General features: G+C 73.4%; 20 protein-coding genes. 10 read left to right on the top strand and 10 right to left on the bottom strand.

Features of this window, described 5'->3' with window-relative positions; translation table 11 throughout:
• Positions 1 to 198 precede the first annotated feature (198 nt).
• Positions 199 to 627 carry a DUF4307 domain-containing protein gene (locus tag KZX45_RS10510; protein ID WP_248257682.1) on the bottom strand — a complete coding sequence of 143 codons (429 nt, stop codon included), beginning with the start codon at positions 625 to 627 and terminating at the stop codon, positions 199 to 201.
• Between the two features lie 163 nt (positions 628 to 790).
• Here KZX45_RS10510 and mca point away from each other — a divergent pair, with 163 nt between their 5' ends.
• Both mca and KZX45_RS10500 read left to right on the top strand, forming a co-directional pair.
• Positions 791 to 1,705: a mycothiol conjugate amidase Mca gene (gene mca / locus KZX45_RS10505; protein WP_248257825.1), complete on the top strand. Its 915-nt coding sequence runs from the start codon at positions 791 to 793 to the stop codon at positions 1,703 to 1,705.
• The gene (locus KZX45_RS10500; protein ID WP_248257681.1) at positions 1,702 to 2,064 is read left to right on the top strand and encodes a hypothetical protein; all 363 of its coding nucleotides are present in this window, start codon (positions 1,702 to 1,704) and stop codon (positions 2,062 to 2,064) included. The genes mca and KZX45_RS10500 overlap by 4 nt, the downstream gene beginning before the upstream one ends.
• 33 nt (positions 2,065 to 2,097) lie before the next feature.
• Here KZX45_RS10500 and KZX45_RS10495 read toward each other — a convergent pair whose 3' ends face one another.
• Complete coding sequence (locus KZX45_RS10495; RefSeq protein WP_308221727.1) at positions 2,098 to 3,312, bottom strand: PPK2 family polyphosphate kinase; 1,215 nt, start codon at positions 3,310 to 3,312, stop codon at positions 2,098 to 2,100.
• 117 nt (positions 3,313 to 3,429) lie between these two features.
• Positions 3,430 to 4,113, bottom strand: coding sequence for a hemolysin III family protein (locus tag KZX45_RS10490; protein WP_248257680.1), 684 nt, complete (start codon positions 4,111 to 4,113; stop codon positions 3,430 to 3,432).
• Between the two features lie 218 nt (positions 4,114 to 4,331).
• Here KZX45_RS10490 and KZX45_RS10485 point away from each other — a divergent pair, with 218 nt between their 5' ends.
• The 3 genes from KZX45_RS10485 (at position 4,332) to KZX45_RS10475 (ending at position 7,604) form a co-directional block, all read left to right on the top strand.
• Positions 4,332 to 5,093, top strand: a complete 762-nt coding sequence (locus KZX45_RS10485; protein WP_248257679.1) for an isoprenyl transferase — start codon at positions 4,332 to 4,334, stop codon at positions 5,091 to 5,093.
• Positions 5,094 to 5,458: 365 nt separating this feature from the next.
• Positions 5,459 to 6,787 (top strand): PhoH family protein, encoded by a 1,329-nt coding sequence (locus KZX45_RS10480; RefSeq protein ID WP_248257824.1) that lies wholly within the window; start codon positions 5,459 to 5,461, stop codon positions 6,785 to 6,787.
• A 64-nt stretch (positions 6,788 to 6,851) separates the two neighbouring features.
• Entirely contained in the window at positions 6,852 to 7,604 is a 753-nt protein-coding gene (locus tag KZX45_RS10475; protein ID WP_248257678.1) for a sulfite exporter TauE/SafE family protein, read from the top strand.
• 45 nt (positions 7,605 to 7,649) lie between these two features.
• Here KZX45_RS10475 and KZX45_RS10470 read toward each other — a convergent pair whose 3' ends face one another.
• On the bottom strand, positions 7,650 to 8,357 hold the full coding sequence (locus KZX45_RS10470) for a carbonic anhydrase (RefSeq protein ID WP_248257677.1): 708 nt from the start codon (positions 8,355 to 8,357) through the stop codon (positions 7,650 to 7,652).
• A gap of 128 nt (positions 8,358 to 8,485) precedes the next feature.
• Here KZX45_RS10470 and KZX45_RS10465 point away from each other — a divergent pair, with 128 nt between their 5' ends.
• From KZX45_RS10465 to KZX45_RS10450, 4 genes are read left to right on the top strand one after another with little or no spacing between them, the layout of a single operon-like run.
• Complete coding sequence (locus KZX45_RS10465; RefSeq protein ID WP_248257823.1) at positions 8,486 to 9,718, top strand: extracellular solute-binding protein; 1,233 nt, start codon at positions 8,486 to 8,488, stop codon at positions 9,716 to 9,718.
• A gap of 11 nt (positions 9,719 to 9,729) precedes the next feature.
• Positions 9,730 to 10,695: a carbohydrate ABC transporter permease gene (locus tag KZX45_RS10460; protein WP_248257822.1), complete on the top strand. Its 966-nt coding sequence runs from the start codon at positions 9,730 to 9,732 to the stop codon at positions 10,693 to 10,695.
• Positions 10,695 to 11,543, top strand: a complete 849-nt coding sequence (locus KZX45_RS10455; RefSeq protein ID WP_248257676.1) for a carbohydrate ABC transporter permease — start codon at positions 10,695 to 10,697, stop codon at positions 11,541 to 11,543. Before KZX45_RS10460 ends, KZX45_RS10455 begins: the two co-directional genes overlap by 1 nt.
• 33 nt (positions 11,544 to 11,576) lie before the next feature.
• Positions 11,577 to 12,872, top strand: coding sequence for an ABC transporter ATP-binding protein (locus tag KZX45_RS10450; protein WP_248257675.1), 1,296 nt, complete (start codon positions 11,577 to 11,579; stop codon positions 12,870 to 12,872).
• Between the two features lie 51 nt (positions 12,873 to 12,923).
• Here the strand turns inward: KZX45_RS10450 and KZX45_RS10445 are convergent, their stop codons facing one another.
• From KZX45_RS10445 to KZX45_RS10430, 4 genes are read right to left on the bottom strand one after another with little or no spacing between them, the layout of a single operon-like run.
• Entirely contained in the window at positions 12,924 to 14,069 is a 1,146-nt protein-coding gene (locus tag KZX45_RS10445; RefSeq protein ID WP_282453547.1) for a carbohydrate kinase, read from the bottom strand.
• Positions 14,066 to 14,413, bottom strand: a complete 348-nt coding sequence (locus KZX45_RS20485) for an exodeoxyribonuclease VII small subunit (RefSeq protein WP_374112585.1) — start codon at positions 14,411 to 14,413, stop codon at positions 14,066 to 14,068. The genes KZX45_RS10445 and KZX45_RS20485 overlap by 4 nt, the downstream gene beginning before the upstream one ends.
• Positions 14,414 to 14,460: 47 nt before the next feature.
• Positions 14,461 to 15,738: an exodeoxyribonuclease VII large subunit gene (xseA, locus tag KZX45_RS10435; protein ID WP_248257674.1), complete on the bottom strand. Its 1,278-nt coding sequence runs from the start codon at positions 15,736 to 15,738 to the stop codon at positions 14,461 to 14,463.
• Positions 15,739 to 15,743: 5 nt separating this feature from the next.
• Complete coding sequence (locus tag KZX45_RS10430) at positions 15,744 to 16,163, bottom strand: DUF3151 family protein (RefSeq protein ID WP_248257673.1); 420 nt, start codon at positions 16,161 to 16,163, stop codon at positions 15,744 to 15,746.
• A gap of 270 nt (positions 16,164 to 16,433) precedes the next feature.
• Between KZX45_RS10430 and KZX45_RS10425 the strand changes: the two genes are divergently transcribed.
• Complete coding sequence (locus tag KZX45_RS10425; RefSeq protein ID WP_248257820.1) at positions 16,434 to 17,429, top strand: 4-hydroxy-3-methylbut-2-enyl diphosphate reductase; 996 nt, start codon at positions 16,434 to 16,436, stop codon at positions 17,427 to 17,429.
• A gap of 49 nt (positions 17,430 to 17,478) precedes the next feature.
• On the opposite strand, the gene KZX45_RS10420 is transcribed toward KZX45_RS10425, so the two are convergent.
• A complete protein-coding gene (locus KZX45_RS10420) occupies positions 17,479 to 18,711 on the bottom strand; it encodes a DNA recombination protein RmuC (protein WP_248257672.1) in 1,233 nt (410 codons plus the stop codon).
• A 117-nt stretch (positions 18,712 to 18,828) separates the two neighbouring features.
• Positions 18,829 to 19,920 carry a DUF418 domain-containing protein gene (locus KZX45_RS10415; protein WP_248257671.1) on the bottom strand — a complete coding sequence of 364 codons (1,092 nt, stop codon included), beginning with the start codon at positions 19,918 to 19,920 and terminating at the stop codon, positions 18,829 to 18,831.
• Positions 19,921 to 20,135 lie beyond the last annotated feature (215 nt).

Genomic DNA, 20,135 nt, shown 5'->3' with positions numbered 1-20,135 from the left:
CATACGTTCGTGCCCCGGTCGCGAGCGTGAGCGGCCGAGGCAACGGGGACTGTGTCGCCCGGGCGCTCGCACCACGTGCACCGCTCCGGGGCGGCGGGTAAAGCATGGATCATAACAAACAGCGGGGGCAGGGCCGCTCTTTTCCGGTCGTCACCGGCAGTTTCACGGGTAGCAACGTTCTGCGACCCGGGAGCGAGGTCACCCCTCGTCCAGGATCTGGCACCCGTCCACGCTGCCCGTCGTGGCCAGCTCCGTCGTCGTGACGTCCACCTGGTGCGAGGTGGCCGGTTCGTCGAAGGGCCCGAGCTCGACCTCGCGGAAGCCCACCTGGGTGAAGGACTCGTTCAGGGCGACGAGCGTGCAGCTGACGGTCGTGCCCGGGTCGGTGCGGAGGTTGAACCGCACCGTGGTGCTGGACGCGTCGTTCACCGTGAAACCGACGTTCTCCGCCATGACCGTGGGCCGCGTGAGGTTCGACGCCTGGACGGCCAGGCCACCGGCCACGAGCAGGGCCGTCACCACTCCGGCGAGGATCAGGCCGCGCCGGCCGGAGCCCACGCCGCCGTACCGGGCGGCCATCACGGCCGGGTCGCCCCCGGCGGGTCGGGGTGCTGCGGGCTCGGTCACGGACGGTCCTCCTGGGTGGTGGGTGCCGGGGCGTGCGATATGACTTGGGCGCGTCGGGCACTGATGCGAGACCATTGTCCCTGGAACTGACGACGAGCGAGGCGCGGGACCGTTCCCGGCGCCACTGGAGGACCACGCGGTGACCCACGAGGCGTTGCGGCTCATGGCCGTGCATGCGCACCCCGACGACGAGTCGAGCAAGGGGGCCGCGACCTCCGCCAGGTACGCGGCCGAGGGCAACAGGGTGCTGGTGGTGACGTGCACCGGCGGCGAGAGGGGCGACATCCTCAACCCCCGGCTCGAGGGGAACCCCGAGATCCTGCGGGACATGCCCGGCCACCGCCGTCGGGAGATGGCGGCCGCCGCCGAGGCGCTCGGCATCGAGCACGTCTGGCTGGGCTTCGTCGACTCCGGGCTGCCGGAGGGGGACCCGTTGCCGCCGCTGCCCGAGGGCTGCTTCGCGGTCGAGCCGCTGGAGGTGCCCGTCGGCGCGCTCGTGCGGCAGATCCGCGAGTTCCGGCCGCACGTGATGACGTGCTACGACGAGAACGGCGGCTACCCGCACCCGGACCACATCATGGCCCACAAGGTGGCCGTGGCGGCCTACGAGGCGGCGGCCGACCCCGAGGCGTACCCCGAGGCCGGCGAGCCGTGGGCGGTGCAGAAGCTGTACTACGACATCTCCTTCTCCGTCGCGCGCATCGAGGCCGTGCACCACGCGCTGCAGGAGCGCGGGATCTCCTCCCCGTTCGAGGAGTGGTTCGAGACGCGCCGGAACCGCCCCCACCGGCAGGCGACGGCACGCGTCGAGTGCGCGGCGTACTTCCCCCAGCGCGACGCAGCACTCCGGGCGCACGCCACGCAGATCGACCCCGACGGCTTCTTCTTCCAGGTGCCCCGCGACGTCGAGAAGGAGATCTGGCCCTACGAGGAGTTCCAGCTCGCCCGCGCGCGGATCGACGTGCCGGACGGCATCGAGGACGACCTCTTCGCGGGTGTGGTCACCCAGGGGCTGCCGGTCTCGCGCGTCGGCCTCGAGGTCGAGGACAGCCCACGGGGTGGCAGGCTAGGGGCATGACGTTCGTGCTCCTGACCGAGTCGCCGACCCCGGCGCCCGCCGAGATGGAGCCGTGGGAGGTCAGCCCCGGGCTGGAGGGCTTCCTCCTCGGGTTCTTCCTCCTCGCCCTGGCCGTGGTGCCGCTGTTCTTCTCCATGACCAAGCACATGCGCCGCGTCGACCACAACGAACGGCTCCGGCAGCGCGCCGAGGCGGCGGCCGACGGCGGGCCCGACGGGCCGCTCGACCGCGACGCGCGCGGGGACGGCCGGGACGACACGGCGGTGATCGACTCCCCGGACGTCGCCGGGCCGGGGTGGCCGGAGCACGGATCCGACGACGGCGGGGCGCGCCGCGTGGTGCAGTCACCGACCGACTGAGCCACCGACCGACCGGGTCACCGGTGGGAGCGCTCAGCGTCCCTTCTTGCCGCCGCTCTTCCTCCCGCCGTCCTTCTTCCCGGACTTCTGCGAGTTCTTGGCCGGGGACTTCTTGGTCTTGGCTGTGGACCGCTCGGCCTTGTCCGTGGACCGCTTGTGGCCGTCGTTCCTGCTCTTCGCCGGCTTCTTGCTCGCCTTGTTCCCGCCCTTCCGTTCTCCGGGAGCCGCCGTCGTGCCCGTGGGGCCTCCCCCGTCGGCGAGGTCAGAGCGACCGTCCGACGGCGAGGCGTCCGCCTCGGCGACCACCGCCGCGAACTCCGCCTCGGCCTGGCGGTACGACGCGAGCTCGTCCTCCGCGTCCGCCGCGGCCTGCCGGAGGCTCTCCGCGCTCATGGTGGCGGCGAGGCGGCGCTTCTGGGCGTCCAGACGCCAGCGCGGCCGGGGCCACCCCAGGTCGAGGTCCACGAGTGCCTGGGTGAGCAGCTCGGTCACCGCGAGGCGGGAGTACCACTTCCTGTCCGCGGGGACCACGTGCCAGGGGGCGACGTCGGTGCTGGTGCGGGCGAGCACGTCGGCGTAGGCGGCCTGGTACGCGTCCCACTCCTGCCGGGTGTCGACGTCGCCGGGGTCGTACTTCCAGTGCTTGTCCGGCCGGTCGAGGCGCTTCATGAGGCGCAGGCCCTGCTCCTCGTAGGACACCATCAGGGCGACCTTGACGATGGTGGTGCCCGAGGCGGCGACCTGCCGTTCGAAGCGGTTGATCTCGTCGAAGCGTCTCGGCACGGCGTCCTCGTCGAGGGTGCCGTGGACGCGGGTCACCAGCACGTCCTCGTAGTGGGACCGGTCGAAGACGCCGATGAGGCCCGGGCGGGGGAGCGCGCGGCGCACCCGCCAGAGGTAGTGGTGGCGCCGCTCCGCGGCGGTGGGGACGCCGAAGGCGCGCAGCGCGACGCCCTGCGGGTCGACCATGCCGACGACGTGCCGGACGATGCCACCCTTCCCCGCGGTGTCGAGGCCCTGGACGATCAGCAGGACGGACCTGTCGCCGCCGGTCCGGCCGTGGGCGAACAGGCGCTCCTGGAGCTCGGAGAGCAGCCGGCCACGGTCGGCCATGAAGGCCCGGGCCTCTCCCTTGCCGCCCTCCCAGCCGGGGGTAGCGGAGCGGTCGAGGGTCGCCAGGTCGAGCTCGGGACCTGCCCGCAGCGCGCTCGCCGGGTCGGTGCTCCACAGATTCTCGGCGTCCGCCATGTCGGTCCCTCCGGTCGGTGATCGACCGAGGCTATCGGCGCGGGTCAGCGCCCGCCCGGCAGCAGCCCGACCAGATCGGTCGGACAGCCCAGGCCGCCCCAGGCCGCCTGAGGCCGTTCAGGCGGCCTGGTACGCCGCCATCGAGACGGCCGCGTAGTGGCAGCCCCAGCCGATCACGGTGCCGACGTGGAAGATCTCGTGGAAGCCGAACCAGCGCGGGCTCGGGTTGGGCCGCTTGGCGGCGTACGCCGTGGCACCGAGCATGTACGCGAGCCCGCCGAGCGCCACGAGCCACACGATCCCCGGTCCGCCCGAGCGTGCGAATGCGGGCATGTACCCCACGGCCACCCAGCCGAGCGCCATGTAGACCGGGACGTACACCCAGCGTGGCGCGTCGAGCCAGAGGATCCTCGCCAGGATGCCCAGCGTTGCGCCGACCCAGACGACGACCAGCAGGACGGTGGCGGTCGAGTGGTCCAGCAGCAGCACGGCCAGCGGGGTGTACGTCCCGGCGATGAGCAGGAAGATGTTCGAGTGGTCCGCACGGCGCAGCGTCGCCGCCGCCCGCGGGGACCAGGTCCCGCGGTGGTAGACCGCCGAGGTGCCGAACAGGACGACGCCCGCCAGGGCGAACACGGCGGTGGAGACCCGCGCCTGCGTGGTCGGGGCGAGGAGGACGAGGACGACCCCGGCGACCAGGGCGACCGGTGCGGTGCCCGCATGGATCCAGCCGCGCAGCCGTGGCTTGACGGTCGCGGCGATCGACCGACCGACCGAGGAGTCGTCAGGTGCGTGGGTCATGCGGGCCTCCGGAGGATGGGGGAGCGCGGCCCCGGGGCGGGCCGCGTGCCGCTGTGCCGGCGAGGCGGGCCCGGGCGGCAACCTACGGTACCGTAGGTTGGGCGGTCCGCGCACCGGCCGGCCGCCCCGCTGTAGCCTCGCCCCAGCGAGGGCCGGGCGCCCGCGCCGAGGTGGCGACGCAGGGCCGCCACGACGTCCGAGGGGAGCAACGCGGCGGCATGCGAGAGCCGGACCTGCTGTACCAGCTGTACGAGCGACGCCTCGTCGCCGCACTGGACCCCGAGCGCATCCCCCGGCACGTCGGCGTCATCCTCGACGGCAACCGGCGCTGGGCGCGGGCCGTGGGCACCGCCCCCGCGCACGGGCACCGGCGTGGCGCCGACAAGATCACCGAGCTCCTGGAGTGGTCCGAGGAGGTCGGCGTCGAGGTCGTCACGCTCTGGATGCTCTCGACCGACAACCTCCAGCGCGACCCCGTCGAGGTGGCCGACCTGCTGGACATCATCGCCACCGCGGTGGAGACCCTGGCGACCACCGGGCGGTGGTCGCTCCGCGTCGTCGGCTCTCTCGACCTCCTGCCGGACCCGATCGCCGAGCGGCTGCGCGCCGCCCAGGGCCGCGCCGAGGACGTGCGCGGCATGCAGGTCAACGTCGCCATCGGCTACGGCGGCCGGGACGAGATCGCCGACGCTGTGCGGTCGATGCTGCGTGAGCGTGCGTCGGCGGGCCAGAGCCTGGAGTCCGTCGCCGAGTCGCTGACCGTCGACGACATCGCCGACCACCTCTACACCAAGGGCCAGCCGGACCCGGACCTGGTGATCCGCACCTCCGGCGAGCAGCGCCTCGGCGGCTTCCTGCTGTGGCAGTCCGTGCACAGCGAGTACTACTTCTGCGAGGCGTACTGGCCCGACTTCCGCCGGGTCGACTTCCTGCGAGCCCTGCGCGACTACGCCCAGCGGGAGCGCAGGCTCGGCCGGTAGGGCCTGTGAGCGGCGTGTTTCGGTGAGGTGAACACTTCGGCCGTCTGGCGTGTCCCGACTTGCCGGTGGCCCGTGGGGATCTAGCGTCAGCTGTGACGGGCGGCACACCTGCCGTCCTCCGGGAGGTCAGCCCATGCAGCAGCCAGCTGCGGACGGGAGGGGCCGCCGGCCCCGCCTGGGTCGGCCTGCCGCGCCCACCACAGTGCCCGGGCCGCGCGCTCCGCGCGGCCCACGGCGCAGCTGACTCGGCGCCGCAGGCGCCGGAGGGAGCTCTCGTGAGCATCGATCGCACCATCAGCGCACCGACCACCGACGCCGCCGCCGGGGAAGCCGCCCCGGGCGCCGTCGTCGCCGCCGAGCTCGGAGTGGCCGAACCGGCCGGCACCGCGCTGCGGACCTACGTGCTGGACACCTCCGTGCTGCTCTCCGACCCGCGGGCGATCCTGCGCTTCGCCGAGCATGACGTGGTGCTGCCGGTGGTGGTCGTCACCGAGCTCGAGGCCAAGCGCCACCACTCCGAGCTCGGGTACTTCGCCCGCAGCGCGCTGCGGCTCCTCGACGACCTGCGCGTCACGCACGGCCGGCTCGACTCCGCGGTGCCCGTCGGCGCGGACGGCGGGACCGTCCGGGTCGAGCTCAACCACTCCAGCGACCAGGTGCTCCCGTCCGGGCTCCGCCTGGGCGACAACGACACCCGCATCCTCGCCGTCGCCGCCAACCTCGCGGCCGAGGGGCACGCCGTCACGGTGGTCTCCAAGGACCTGCCCATGCGGGTCAAGGCCTCCGCCGTCGGGCTGCACGCGGAGGAGTATCGCGCCCAGCAGGTCGTGGACTCCGGCTACACCGGCATGACGACGGCGGAGCTGACCGAGTCGGAGATGTCGCAGCTCTGGGAGGACGGCCAGGTCGTCGTCGCCGACCTCGCCACCCCGGGCTCCCTCGCCGCGGTCCCCACGCACACCGGGGCCGTCCTGCACTCCCCGCGCGGGTCGGCGCTCGGACGTCTCGCCGCGGACGGCACCCTGCGCCTGGTACGCGGGGACCGGGAGGTGTTCGGGGTGCGCGGGCGCAGCGCCGAGCAGCGCATCGCCATCGACCACCTCACCGACCCCGGGATCGGCATCGTCTCCCTCGGCGGTCGCGCCGGGACGGGGAAGTCCGCGCTCGCCCTGTGCGCGGGCCTGGAGGCCGTGATGGAGCGCCGGGAGCACCGCAAGGTGGTCGTCTTCCGGCCGCTCTACGCCGTCGGCGGGCAGGAGCTGGGGTACCTGCCGGGCGACCAGGCCGAGAAGATGAACCCGTGGGCCGAGGCGGTCTACGACACGCTCGGCGCCCTCGTGGCGCCGGAGGTGCTCGACGAGGTCATCGCGCGCGGCATGCTCGAGGTCCTGCCGCTGACCCACATCCGGGGCCGGTCGCTCCACGACGCGTACGTGATCGTCGACGAGGCGCAGTCGCTCGAGCGCAACGTGCTGCTGACGGTGCTCTCGCGGATCGGGCAGAACTCCAAGGTCGTGCTCACGCACGACGTGGCCCAGCGCGACAACCTCCGGGTGGGACGGCACGACGGCGTGGCCGCCGTCGTCGAGGCGCTCAAGGGCAACGAGCTCTTCGCGCACGTGACGCTCACCCGGTCGGAGCGGTCCGCCGTCTCCGCCCTGGTCACCGACCTGCTGGAGGGTATCGACCTGTAGCGGGCTCGCCGGCCGTCCCGGGTCGCGCGGTGGACACGCGTCCGGGCCGGCCGGCCGGGGTGACATGCTCGGGCCCGTGCCCGAGCTGTCCGCCCTCGCCTGGTCCCTCCTCACCCTCGGCGCGGTGCTGGTCGGGCTGAGCAAGACCGCCGTCCCGGGGGCGGCCACCATCGCGGTCGCGCTGTTCGCCGCGGTCCTCCCCGCCCGCGCCTCCACCGGCGCGCTGCTGGTCCTCCTGATGGTGGGGGACCTGTTCGCGGTGTGGTCCTACCGCGCCCACGCCGACCTGGCCACCCTGCGCCGGCTGGTGCCGACGGTGCTGGTGGGCGTGGTCGCCGGGACGGCCTTCCTCGCGGTGGCCGACGACGACGGCGTACGCCGCACCATCGGCGCCATCCTGCTCGCACTCATCGCCCTGACCCTCGTCCGGCGTGCGAGGCCGCGGCGCGCGGTCCCGAGGCCCGGACGCCGGCTCGTCACCGGCACCTACGGCGTGCTGGGCGGGTTCACCACCATGGTCGCCAACTCGGGCGGGCCGGTGATGGCCCTGTACTTCCTCGCCTCGAGCTACTCGATCAACCGTTTCCTCGGCACCGCCGCCTGGTTCTTCTTCACGGTGAACCTGGTCAAGACGCCGTTCTCGGTCTCGCTCGGGCTGATCGACGCGGACTCGCTGCGCCTGGACCTGGTGCTCGTCCCGGCGGTCGTCGCCGGGGCGCTGGCGGGACGCAGGCTGGCTCGCCGGATCGACCAGCGGGTCTTCGAACGGCTCGTGCTCGCCCTGACGATCCTCTCCGCCGCCTACCTGCTCGTGTGACCTGGGGGTCGACGCCGAGCCCGGCGTCGACCCCGGGCCCCCGGGTCAGACGCCGAGCGGGCCGACGTGGTCGACGACGTGCGCGGTGCCGTCGGCCAGCGTGTACTCCACACCGACGATCGCGCATCGCCCCTCGGCGACCGACGTCGCGAGCGAGCCGGAGTAGTCCCGCAGCATCTGGACCGTCGCGCGAACGTGCTCGCGGCGCAGCTCGTCGTCATCGGGCAGCGTGACGGAACGCGGGCCGCCTGCGGCGGAGCCGCCGACGGCGGGCGCGCCGTCGTCCCGCGCGGTGCCGCCGCCAGCATCGGGACCGGCCAGCTGGGCGTGCGTGAGCAGGGAGGGGATGACCCGGTCGACGACGGCGCGGACGAAGCCCGTGGGCATCTTGCCCGTCATCAGGGCCTCGGTGGCGGCGCCGACGGCGCCGCACCGGTCGTGCCCCAGCACCACGACGAGGGGCGCCCCGAGGACGTCCACGCCGTACTCGATCGACCCGATCACCGTGGTGTCCAGGACGTGGCCGGCGGTGCGCACGACGAAGAGGTCGCCCAGGCCCTGGTCGAAGATGATCTCGGCGGCCACCCGCGAGTCCGAGCAGCCGAACAGAACGGCGTACGGGTGCTGCTCCTTGGCGACGACGGTGCGGTGCGCGGCGCCCTGGGAGGGGTGCTGCATGGCGTCGGCGACGAAGCGGGCGTTGCCGTCCTGCAGTCGCTTCCAGGCCTGTGCGGGTGTCAGGTTTGTGCTCATCCGCCCATCTTGGCAGCGCCGCCGCCACTCCGGTGGCGGGGCCCGGTGAATGGGGGTTTGCTGTCTCCACCATCAGCGTTGAGGGAGGCCACGTGCGACGGCGCAGACAAGTGGGAGCGGTCCTCGTCATGGCCATGGCCGCCGGTGTGTCCGCGTGCGCGGCCGAGGCCGGCACGCCCACGCTCACCTGGTACATCAACCCCGACGCGGGCGGGCAGGACGCGATCGCGGAGAAGTGCACGCAGGAGGCCGACGGCGCCTACCGGATCGAGACGTCGCTGCTGCCCCGCGACGCGGCCTCCCAGCGCGAGCAGCTGGCCAGGCGCCTCGCCGCCTCCGACAGCTCGATCGACATCATGAGCCTGGACCCGCCGTACGTCCCCGAGCTCGCCGAGCCGGGCTTCCTGGCCCCGGTGCCGGAGGAGGTCCAGCGGCTCGGCACGGAGGGCGTGGTGCAGGGCGCCATCGACTCCGCGATGTGGGACGACGAGCTCGTCACCGTGCCGTTCTGGGCCAACACCCAGCTGCTGTGGTACCGCAAGTCCGTGGCCGAGAGCGCGGGTCTCGACATGAGCCAGCCCGTCACCTGGGACCAGCTCATCGAGGCCGCGAGCAGCGAGGAGAAGCTGCTCGGCGTGCAGGGCACCAAGGCGGAGTCGCTGACCGTGTGGATCAACGCCCTCGTCGCCTCCGCCGGCGGGGAGATCATCACGAACCCCGAGGCCCCCGCCGACGAGGTCGAGCTGGGGCTGGACTCCGACGCCGGACGCGCGGCCGCCGAGATCATCGGCCGGATCGGCGACGAGGGCCTGGGCGGCGCCGGTCTGCCCACGGCCGACGAGAACGCCTCGATGAACCTCTTCGCCGGCGAGGACGGCTCCTTCATGGTCAACTGGCCGTTCGTCTACGCGGCCCTGAGCGAGTCGTCCCCCGACGTCGTGGAGGACATGGGCTGGGCGCTGTACCCCCAGGTGGACGAGGGCACCGAGTCGGCCCCGCCCGTCGGCGGCATCAACCTGGGCGTCGGTGCGTTCAGCGACCACGTCGACCTCTCCTACGAGGCCGTCGCCTGCATCATCAGCCCCGAGAACCAGGCCGAGTACTTCGTGACCAACGGGAACCCGCCGTCGTCGATCGAGGCGTACGACGACCCGCGCGTCGTCGAGGAGTTCCCGATGGCGGAGACGATCCGGCAGTCCCTGGAGCAGGCCGTGCCGCGCCCGCAGACGCCCCGGTACAACGAGGTCTCGCTCGGCCTCCAGGAGACCTGGCACCCGCCCCGCGCGGTGAGCCCGGAGACGAGCCCGGAGCAGGCCACCGAGCTCATCACCGCCGTGCTACGAGGGGAGAGCCTGCTGTGAGTACCACCGCGATGCCACCGACCCAGGTGGACGACACGAGGGGGCGGAGCACCACCCGGTCGCGCCGGGTCCGCCGGTCCGACCGGTCGCGCTCCGAGGTACGTCTCGGGTGGATGCTGGCAGGGCCGGCGTTCGTGGTGATGCTCCTCGTCACCCTGTACCCGATCCTCCAGGCCATCTACGACTCCCTCTTCAACTTCCGACTCACGGACCCCGACGCGCGCGAGTTCGTCGGCGTGGGGAACTACGGCGTGGTCCTGACCGACGCCGTCTTCTGGAACAGCCTGTGGGTGACGCTGCTCATCACTGTCGTCACGGTCGCGATCGAGCTGGTCCTCGGCTTCGCCCTCGCGATGGTCATGCACCGCGCGATCAAGAGCCTGCGCGGCTGGCTGCGCACCGCGATCCTCGTGCCGTACGGCATCATCACCGTCGTCTCCGCCTTCGCCTGGTTCTACGCCTTCGACATCAACTCCGGCGGCTTCGTCAACAACTGGTTCGACTGGGTGCCGGGCATCGACGAGAACCTCAACTGGTTCGCCAGCCAGGGGACGTCGCTCTTCGTGATCATCGCGTCGGAGGTCTGGAAGACGACGCCGTTCATCTCCCTCCTCCTGCTCTCCGGGCTCGCGCAGGTCCCCGGCGACCTGGAGGAGGCCGCGAAGGTCGACGGCGCGACCGGGTGGCAGGTCCTGCGGCGGGTGATCCTGCCGAACATGAAGGCCGCCATCATGGTCGCCGTGCTCTTCCGGGCGCTCGACGCCTTCCGCATCTTCGACAACGTCTTCATCATGACCAACGGCGCCAACGGGACCGAGGTGCTGTCCCTGCTCGCGTACCGCACCTCGATCGGGCGCCTGGAGATCGGCCTGGGGTCGGCCATCTCGGTCCTGCTGTTCCTCTGCGTGATCCTGATCAGCTTCATCGCCGTCAAGGGCTTCAAGGTGGACCTCGCCGGCGCCCGGGGAGGGGAATGATGCGCGGGCTCTCGACGAGGCAGAAGGTGGCCTGGACGCTCATCGCCATCTTCGTGCTGGTGTGGTCCCTCTTCCCGGTGCTCTCCATCATCATGACCTCGTTCAAGACGCAGGCCGGGCTCTTCTCGGGCACGTTCCTGCCGGTCGAGTGGACGACCGAGAACTACACGGCGATCCTCGCCCCGGGCGGCAGCGCCCAGGACCTGTTCCTGCCGGCGCTGCGCAACTCCATCGGGATCTCCCTCATCGCCACCCTCATCGCGGTGGTGCTCGCGACGTTCTGCGCCTACGCGATCGCACGGCTGGACTTCCCCGGCAAGAGGATGATCCTCACGACCGCGCTCGCGGTGTCGATCTTCCCGGTGATCTCCATCGTGACGCCGCTGTTCAACCTGTGGCGCAGCATCGGGCTCTACGACACCTGGGCGGGGCTCATCATCCCCTACCTCTCGCTCACGCTGCCGATCTCGATCTGGACGCTCGCGGCCTTCTTCAAGCAGATCCCGTGGGAGCTGGAGCAGGCGGCGCAGGTGGACGGGGCGACGCAGTGGCAGGCCTTCCGCAAGGCGGTGGTCCCCCTGGCTGCCCCGGGCGTCTTCACGACGGCGATCATCGCCTTCTTCATCGCCTGGAACGACTTCGTCTACGGCATCTCGCTCACGTCGACGTCCGCGGCGCGGCCGGTGCCGGCCGCCCTGGCCTTCTTCACCGGCGCCTCCCAGTTCGAGGAGCCGACGGGGGCCATCTCCGCCGCCGCCGTGGTGGTGACGGTGCCGGTCGTGATCATCGTGCTGCTCTTCCAGCGTCGCATCGTCTCGGGCCTGACCCAGGGCGCAGTCAAGGGCTGAACGCCCCCGCACCGAATCCGAAGGAGAGGCCCGATGGCTTCGATCACCCTCGACAACATCGTCAAGACGTACCCGGACGGGTTCACCGCCGTGAAGGGGATCGACCTCGACATCGCCGACGGCGAGTTCGTCATCCTCGTCGGGCCGTCCGGCTGCGGGAAGTCCACCCTGCTCCGGATGATCGTGGGGCTGGAGGACATCTCCTCCGGCGAGCTGCGGATCGGGGACGAGGTCGTCAACGACAAGGCCCCCCGCGACCGGGACCTCGCGATGGTCTTCCAGAACTACGCCCTGTACCCGCACCTGACGGTCTACGAGAACATCGCCTTCCCGCTGCGGCTCGCCAAGGGCAAGTTCAGCGAGGAGGAGATCGACGCCAAGGTGCGGCGGGCGTCCACGCTTCTCGAGCTCGACGAGCACCTCGACCGCAAGCCTGCGAACCTCTCCGGCGGACAGCGTCAGCGCGTCGCCATGGGCCGGGCGATCGTGCGCGAGGCGCAGGCGTTCCTCTTCGACGAGCCACTGTCGAACCTCGACGCGAAGCTGCGGGGGCAGATGCGCACCGAGATCGCCCGGCTCCAGCGCGCCCTCGCCACCACGACCGTCTACGTCACGCACGACCAGACCGAGGCCATGACGCTCGGCGACCGGGTGGCGGTGCTCCGGCGGGGGGAGCTGCAGCAGGTGGCGAGTCCGCGCGGCCTGTACGACCAGCCGGTCAACCTGTTCGTCGCCGGCTTCATCGGGTCGCCGCCGATGAACTTCCTGCCCGGCGAGGTGCGCGGCGACGTGCTGCACCTGCCGCTGGTGGACGTGCCGCTGGACGACCGCCTGCGCCGGGCGGTGGGCGACCGCGAGCTGGTGATCGTCGGGGTCCGCCCGGACGCCTTCCTCGACGCCGAGACGATGGGGCCCGGCCCAGGGGACGGCCGTGCCGGCCGGGGCGAGGGCGTGCGGTTCGAGGCCGACATCGACGTCACCGAGTGGATGGGCGAGGTGCTCTACGCCTACGTCCCGTTCGAGACCCACGACGCCGTCCGCGGCAAGCTCGAGGAGCTCGACCGGGACCTGGACGGCGAGGGCATGCGCACCCAGATGATCGTGGCGCTCGAGTCGATGAGCAGGATCCGCGAGGGCGACCGGGCGGAGCTGTGGTTCGACCCGAGCTCGATGCACGTGTTCGACCCGGAGTCCGGCGACAACCTCACCCGGGACGAGGAGCGGGCCGCCGAGCTCGAGGATGACGCCAGGGAGCAGCGCAAGCGCGCGCTCGAGCGCGCCAGGAAGCGCGCCGCCCAGGACGAGACACCCGCCCGCGCCGAGACCTGAGCGTCGCGTCCGCGTCCGCAAGCTCACGGGGTGAGTCCCACCCCGTGAGCGTCAGTCCACGGTGAGCTCGGCGCGGGTGGGCGGGTTGGCCCCCTCCCGCGACACGGTGATCGCCGCGATGCGGCCCGCGTGGTCGAGGATGCGCTGGAGGGTGGCCGCGTCGACGGCCCGGAGAGCTGCCCGGCGGTCCGCGCCGAGCAGTCCGGCGCCCCACAGGCCGTCGAGGATCCCGGCGGTGAAGGAGTCGCCCGCACCGACGGTGTCGACGACCTCGACTGCGCGCGCGGGCGACCCGAGCTCCAGGCCCTCGGCCGTCCCGGCCCACGCGCCCTCGGCGCCCCGGGTGACGACGACGAGCGCGGGGCCCAAAGTCAGCCACCGGCGGGCGACCGCGAGCGGGTCCTCGTCCGGGAAGAGCCAGGCGAGGTCCTCGTCCGAGACCTTGACCACGTCCGAGGCGGAGACGATGTGCTCCACGCTCCGACGGGTGCGCTCCCTGTCCTCCATGAGGTCGGGGCGCACGTTCGGGTCGTAGCTGATGGTGGCGTGCCGGCGGTGCCGTTCGATGGTCGCGGCGACGGTCCGGGCGCCCGGTTCGAGGACCGCGGCGATGGACCCGGTGTGCAGGACCAGCGGCTCGAGCCCGGGATCGGGCTCGGGCGGCGCCCACTCGAGGTCGAAGACGTACGTCGCGGCGCCGGTGTCGTCCAGCCGGGCGCGCGCCGTCGAGGTGCGGGAGGCGCGGGCGGACGCCGGCGACAGGCGGACCTCCTCCAGCTCCAGGTGGGAGCGCAGCAGCGCCCCGTGCGCGTCCGAGCCGAACCACGACACCAGCTCGACGTCCCTGCCCAGCCGGGCAAGCCCGACGGCGACGTTGGCGGGGGAGCCGCCCGGGTGCTCGGACGGCTCCTCGCCCGGCCGCTCGACGATGTCCACCAGCGCCTCACCGATCACGAGGGCAGGGGCGGCGCCGGTGTCGTGCGGGAGCCGGTCGCCGGCGGAGCCGCCCCAGGCCTCCGAGGTGGGCGCCTTGGGTCCCTCGGACAGCTCCGGGTCGCCCACCGGGCGGAACGGGTCGTGCTCGGCCGGTGCCTTGGGGGACCGTTCGGTCGTGCCGCCGTCGCCGCCCGGGGCGTTGCCCGGGCGCGGGGGCGGCACGGCACCGTCGGGCTCGGGGGTGGTGAACGGCTCGCTCATGCGGACTCCTCCTCGGGAAGGGCGGCCGCGGCGTCGTCGAGCGCGGCCTCGCGCTCCGCCGCCGGGTCGTGGTCGGGTCGGGCGGCCGCGGTCCCCCGCTGGTCCGCGGGGGGGCTGGTCTGTCCGTCCGCAGGGGCCCGGGCGGCGTCGAGACGGGCCCGGGCGTTGTCGAGCCAGGACTGGCACCGCGCGGCCAGCGCCTCCCCGCGCTCCCACAGGGTCAGGGCGTCCTCGAGGGAGGTCGAACCGGCCTCGAGCTGGCGCACCACCTCGACCAGCTCGTCCCTGGCCTGCTCGTAGCTCAGGGTGGACACGTCGGGCAGGTCGGACAGATTCTGGCTCACGCTCGACAGTCTTTCATCGGGCACCGACTCGTGCAGGCCCGGCCCGGTCACACCGAGGGGTCGTCGAGGCCGACCTCGAGGACCAGCCGGCCCTGCGCCAGCAACGCCTCGAGCTGGTCGCCGGGCTCCACCTGGTCCGGCGCGCGGACCACCTCGCCCTCGTGCGTGCGCAGCACCGCGTAGCCGCGGGCCAGCGTCGCCGCGGGCGAGAGCGCCCGGAGGCTGCCCACCAACGCCCCCAGCTCGCCCGCAGCACGGTCGGTGCGCCAGGCGAACGCGCGCGTCCCGGCGAGCCGGGCCCGCCGGACCTCCTCCTCGCGGCGCTCGACCACGGCGTGCGGGTCGGCCATGACCGGGCGCGAGCGCAGCGCGTCCAGCCGTTGCTCCTCGCCGTGCAGCCGGGCCCGCACGGCGTGCCGGATGCGCTGGCGGGCCTGGGCGAGCCCGCGGCGCTGCTCCGCGACGTCGGGGACGATCCGCTTGGCGGCGTCGGTCGGGGTGGACGCCCGGTAGTCGGCCACGAGGTCCAGCAGCGGCGTGTCGGTCTCGTGGCCGATCGCGGAGACGAGCGGGGTGCGGCAGGCCGCCGCGGCGCGCACCAGGGCCTCGTTGGAGAACGGCAGCAGATCCTCGACGGCGCCACCGCCGCGGGCGACGACGATCACCTCGACCGCGGGGTCGGCGTCGAGCTCGGCGATCGCGGCGGTGACCTCGGCGACGGCGCGCGGGCCCTGCACCGCGACCTCGCGGATCTCGAAGCGCAGGGAGGGCCAGCGGGCACGGGCGTTGACGACGACGTCGTGCTCGGCCTTCGACTCCCGGCCGCACACCAGCCCCACCGTGCCCGGCAGGAACGGCAGCGGCGTCCGGCGGTCGGCGTCGAAGAGCCCCTCCGCGGCGAGGACGCGCTTGAGGTGCTCGATCCGGGCCAGCAGCTCGCCGACCCCGACCGGCCGCACCTCGTCCGCCTGCAGCTGGAGCGTGCCGCGCTTGGGCCAGAAGGTCGGCTTTGCGTGGACCACCACGTGCGCGCCCTCCTCCAGCGGTGCCTCGACCGCGGCGAGCACCCGGGCGTGCACGGAGACGGGCAGGGACATGTCCGCGTCGGTGTCCCGCAGGGTCAGGAACGCCAGCGTTGCGCCGGGCCGGCGGTTGAGCTGGACCACCTGGCCCTCGACCCAGAGCGGCGCCATCCGGTTGACGTACTCGGTGATCTTGGAGGAGAGCAGCCGCACCGGCCACGGGTTCTCGGCCGTCGTCTCCAGCGCCCGGGCGGCCAGGCGGCGCGGGGCGGGGGAGTGGTGGTCGCTCGTCAAGGTGCCCATGGACGTCACCGGGCCCCGAGCACCTCGACGGCGCGCGGGTCGGAGTCAGTGAGCAGCTGCATGCACCTGGCGTGCTCCTCGGTCTCCCCGATGGCGGCGGCGGCGTCGGCCAGAGCCAGCACGGAGAGCAGGAAACCCTGGTTGGGCGCGTGGCTGGCCGGGACCGGGCCCGCGCCACGCCAGCCGGCGCGGCGCAGCGCGTCCAGACCGCGGTGGTAGCCGGTGCGCGCGAAGGCGTAGGCGGCGACGGCGTCGTCCGCGTCGAGGGCCGCACGGGCAAGCCGGGCCCAGGCGAGGCTCGCGGCGGGGTGCTGCGCGGCGACGGCGCGCGGGTCCTCGCCGGCGTCGAGCGCGGCGCGGGCCGGCACGTCGGGGTGGTCCTGCGGGAGCAGGATCGGGTCGGGCTCGAGCAGGTTCCGGTTCATGGGTGCCATCGTCGCACCCGCCCGTGACAGCGGCCCGCCGCCCCCGCACCGTGGGACCCGGCCGCCCGGCGCGCCGGTGCCCCGGCGACGTCCGTGTGCTTTCGGACACCTCGATGGCCCTGCCGCGGCCTCCCCACGTACCCTGGCCAGGTGACCATCCCCACGACCGCTCCTGAGTCCACCGGACCCGCCGGCCGGGTCTCCTCCCTCGCCGGCGCCTCGGCGTTCCCCGGCGCGGTCGAGAGCAACCCGGCGCCCGACGGCAGGCGCATCCTGCTCGCCACCCCGCGCGGCTACTGCGCCGGCGTGGACCGGGCCGTCGACGCCGTCGAGAAGGCGCTCGAGCTCTACGGTGCGCCGGTGTACGTGCGCAAGGAGATCGTGCACAACAAGTTCGTCGTCGAGACGCTCTCCGAGCGCGGGGCGGTGTTCGTCTCCGAGACCGACGAGGTGCCCGAGGGGGCGCGCGTCGTGTTCTCGGCGCACGGGGTCTCGCCGGCCGTCCACGCCCAGGCGGCGGCCCGCAACCTCGCCACGATCGACGCCACGTGCCCGCTGGTGACCAAGGTGCACAAGGAGGCCGTGCGCTTCGCGAACGACGACTACGACATCCTCCTGATCGGCCACGACGGCCACGAGGAGGTCGAGGGCACCCAGGGTGAGGCGCCGGACCACATCCAGGTGGTCAACGGCCCGCACGAGGTCGACCAGGTCGAGGTGCGGGACCCGGAGAAGGTCATCTGGCTCTCGCAGACCACGCTGTCGGTGGACGAGACGATGCAGACGGTGAAGCTGCTCCGGGAGCGGTTCCCGCACCTGCAGGACCCGCCCAGCGACGACATCTGCTACGCCACCCAGAACCGCCAGGTGGCCGTGAAGAAGCTCGCGCCCGACGCCGACGTCGTCATCGTGGTCGGCTCCGCCAACTCCTCGAACTCCGTGCGGCTGGTCGAGGTGGCGCTGGAGGCCGGGGCAGGGGCGTCCTACCGGGTGGACAAGGCCGACGAGATCGACCCCGCCTGGCTCGAGGGGGCCACCACCGTGGGGCTGACGTCCGGCGCGTCGGTGCCGGAGATCCTCGTGCGCGACGTGATCGACCGGCTCACGGGGCTCGGCTTCACGGGCGTCGAGGAGGTCCGCACGGCGACGGAGGACATCATGTTCTCCCTGCCGAAGAACCTCCGCGCCGACCTCAAGCGCGCCGGCGAGCAGCCGGACCGCCCGCACCGCGCCCGGCGCGGCGCGACCGCCGTCCCGCGCGCCTGAGCCGCCGCGCGCCTGAGCCGCTGCGGGCCCGACCCGCGGCGGGCCTGAGCTAACCGGCGCGGCCGGCGAGCAGCGAGCCGCCGTCGTCGGCGACGAGCTCCGGCGCGGTGAACGTCCGCACCTGCGCGTCGTCGGCCGAGACCGGCTCGACGGAGAGGTCCTTCCCGCCGAGGGACTCCAGGTCGCGGGCCGTCACGAGCAGGCGCTGCTCCATGGACGCGACGGCCTTGTTGTAGTGCTGCACGCTCGCCCGCAGGGAGCGTCCCAGCCCGCCGAGGTGGCCGGCGACGACGCCGAGCCGGTCGTAGAGGGTCCGGCCGAGCTCCAGCAGCTCCTTCGCCTCGACGCCGACCTGCTCGGTCGACCAGACGGCCGCCGTGGTGCGCAGCAGCGCCAGCAGCGAGGACGGCGACGTCGGTGCCACCCCCTGCCGGAGGGCGTGCTCGAGCAGCGTGGGGTCCGCCTCGAGGGCCGCCGCGAGCAGCCCCTCTGACGGGACGAACATGACGACGAGCTCCGGTGACCCGGGCAGCTGCTCGTGGTACGCCCGCCGCGCCAGGGCGTCGACATGCCCGCGCAGCGCCTTGGCGTGCGAGGCGAGGAGCCGCTCACGGCGCTCGGCGTCCTCCCCGGTCGGTCGTTCGCCGAGGGCGCTCGCCTCCAGGTAGGCGTCCATGGGCACCTTGGCGTCGACCGCCAGGTACTTCTCACCGGGCAGGTGCACGACGACGTCCGGCCGTCCGCCCGTCCCCCGGGCCCGGCCGGGTGCGCCTGCGGTGCCGAGGGAGCGCTGCTCGACGAAGTCGACGTGCCGCAGCATCCCGGACGCCTCGAGGACCCGGCGCAGCTCGATCTCTCCCCACTGACCGCGCGCCGAGGTGGACCGCAGCGCGGACTCCAGCTGCGCCGTCGTGCGCTGGAGCTCGACGTCCGTCCGTCGCGCGTGGTGTAGCTGCTCGGTCAGGACGGTGAACTGCTCGGTGCGCTCACGCTCGAGGTGCGCGACGTGCTCGCCGACCTGGGCGAGGGTGGCCTGGACCGGGCCGAGGGCGCGCAGGACGTCCTGGTCCTGCCGGGCGCGCTCGTGGAGGTCCTCGACCTCCTCGGCCAGCCGCTCGGCGCGGGCCTGCGCGGCGGCGGCGCGGGCCCGCAGCTCGCCCACCTCGGCCGCGGTCGCGCCGTCACCGCGCACGGCGGCGCCCCGGGCGAGGGCGACGGCGTAGCCCAGGGCGCACCCGACGACCAGCGCCGCGGCGAGAAGCAGGACCGTGGTGATCTCCATGACCGGCACGATGCCAGCAGCCACCGACATGCGACCGCGGCCGCGCCGTCGGCGCGGCGCGGGCCGGCCGGGGCGCGGGCCGGCCGGGGCGCGGCAGCCGTCGGGGCACGCGTGCCGTCAGGAGGCGCGGCGGAGGAGGGAGGGGACGCGCAGGAGCGTCTCGAGCGGGCCCCGCCGGAATCCCGCCCGCCAGAGCGTGGCGAAGAGGACGGCCGCGGCAGCGATGAGCAGCGAGACGCCGAGCCCCTCGGCGGCCGAGCCAGGACCCGGCCGCACGAGGGCCGCGATGACGACCAGGTGTGCGACGTAGACCGTCAGGGACAGCTGGCCGACGGCCACCAGCGGGTGTGCCCAGCGGCCGGCGCGTGGCACGAGGAGCAGCGCAAGACCGACCACCGCGAGCGCGCTGCCGGTGCCGCTCACCAGCCACAGCGGCATCTGGGAGTGGGCGACGGCAGAGGTGAGGCGGTCGAGCCCCACCTCCTCGCCCGGCTGACCGACCAGCGCGACGAGGACCCGGGAGACCACGATGCCGCCGACCGCGGCCGCGGCCCCGACGACCACGAGCCTGACCTGGACGGCGCGGGCGGTGAGGCGCCGGCGTCCGAGCCACATCCCGAGCAGGAACGGTGCGGCCCAGGTGACCACCGGGTACGGACCGGTGAGGACCACGGAGGAGAGGACGTCGAGCGGCGTGCTGGTGAGCGTCGCCGGCTCCATGTCGAAGTCCGTCTTCTGCTGGCCGCCGATCCAGACGAGCGGACCGAGCAGCGTCGCCGCCCCCGCCCCGATCAGCAGCCCGACGTCCGGCAGGCGGACCGCGGCCAGCGCGACGAGGAACAGCACGGCGTAGGTGGGCAGGATGACCTTCACGTCGTGGTCGAGGAGCTGCAGGGCAAGCCCCGCCACCAGCAGCAGCGCGGAGCGCCACACCAGCGTGCCCCATCTGCTGGGGCCGCCCTGGCGCGCACGGCGGGTCAGCAGGCTGATGCCGATCCCCGCCAGGAGCACGAACAGGAGCGACGCGCGGCCGTGCGCGGCGCGGATGACCATCGCGGCAGGTCCGGAGTCGTCCCGCGGACCGACGTTGACCACGAGCATCCCGAGGATCGCGACCGCGCGGGCGACGTCCAGCGCGACGACCCGTGGGCTCGTCGTCTGCTCGGCGCTGCCCACCGCGGCGGCGGCGCCTGTGCGAAGTGAGGTCACGCGCGGCGGCTCCGATCAGGGCGGCCGGTCGGCCGCTCGGTGCTTCCAGGGTAGGCGTCGCCGCCGCCCGTGCGACCTCTGGAGGCCTCCTCGGGTCGGTGCACCGGCTCACAGTCGGGGGCTCCGCCGGTGCCGCCGGGACCAGCGAGGCCTGCGAGGCTGGTGTGGTCCGGTGAGAGCCGTGGCGGACGGATTGCGGGTGAGCCACCGGCAGG

Origin of the sequence: Georgenia sp. EYE_87, assembly GCF_023148685.1 — a bacterium.
Classification (GTDB): Bacteria; Actinomycetota; Actinomycetes; order Actinomycetales; family Actinomycetaceae; genus Georgenia.
Note: the sequence above shows the minus strand (reverse complement) of the source record. Positions and strands in the feature narration are given on the sequence as shown.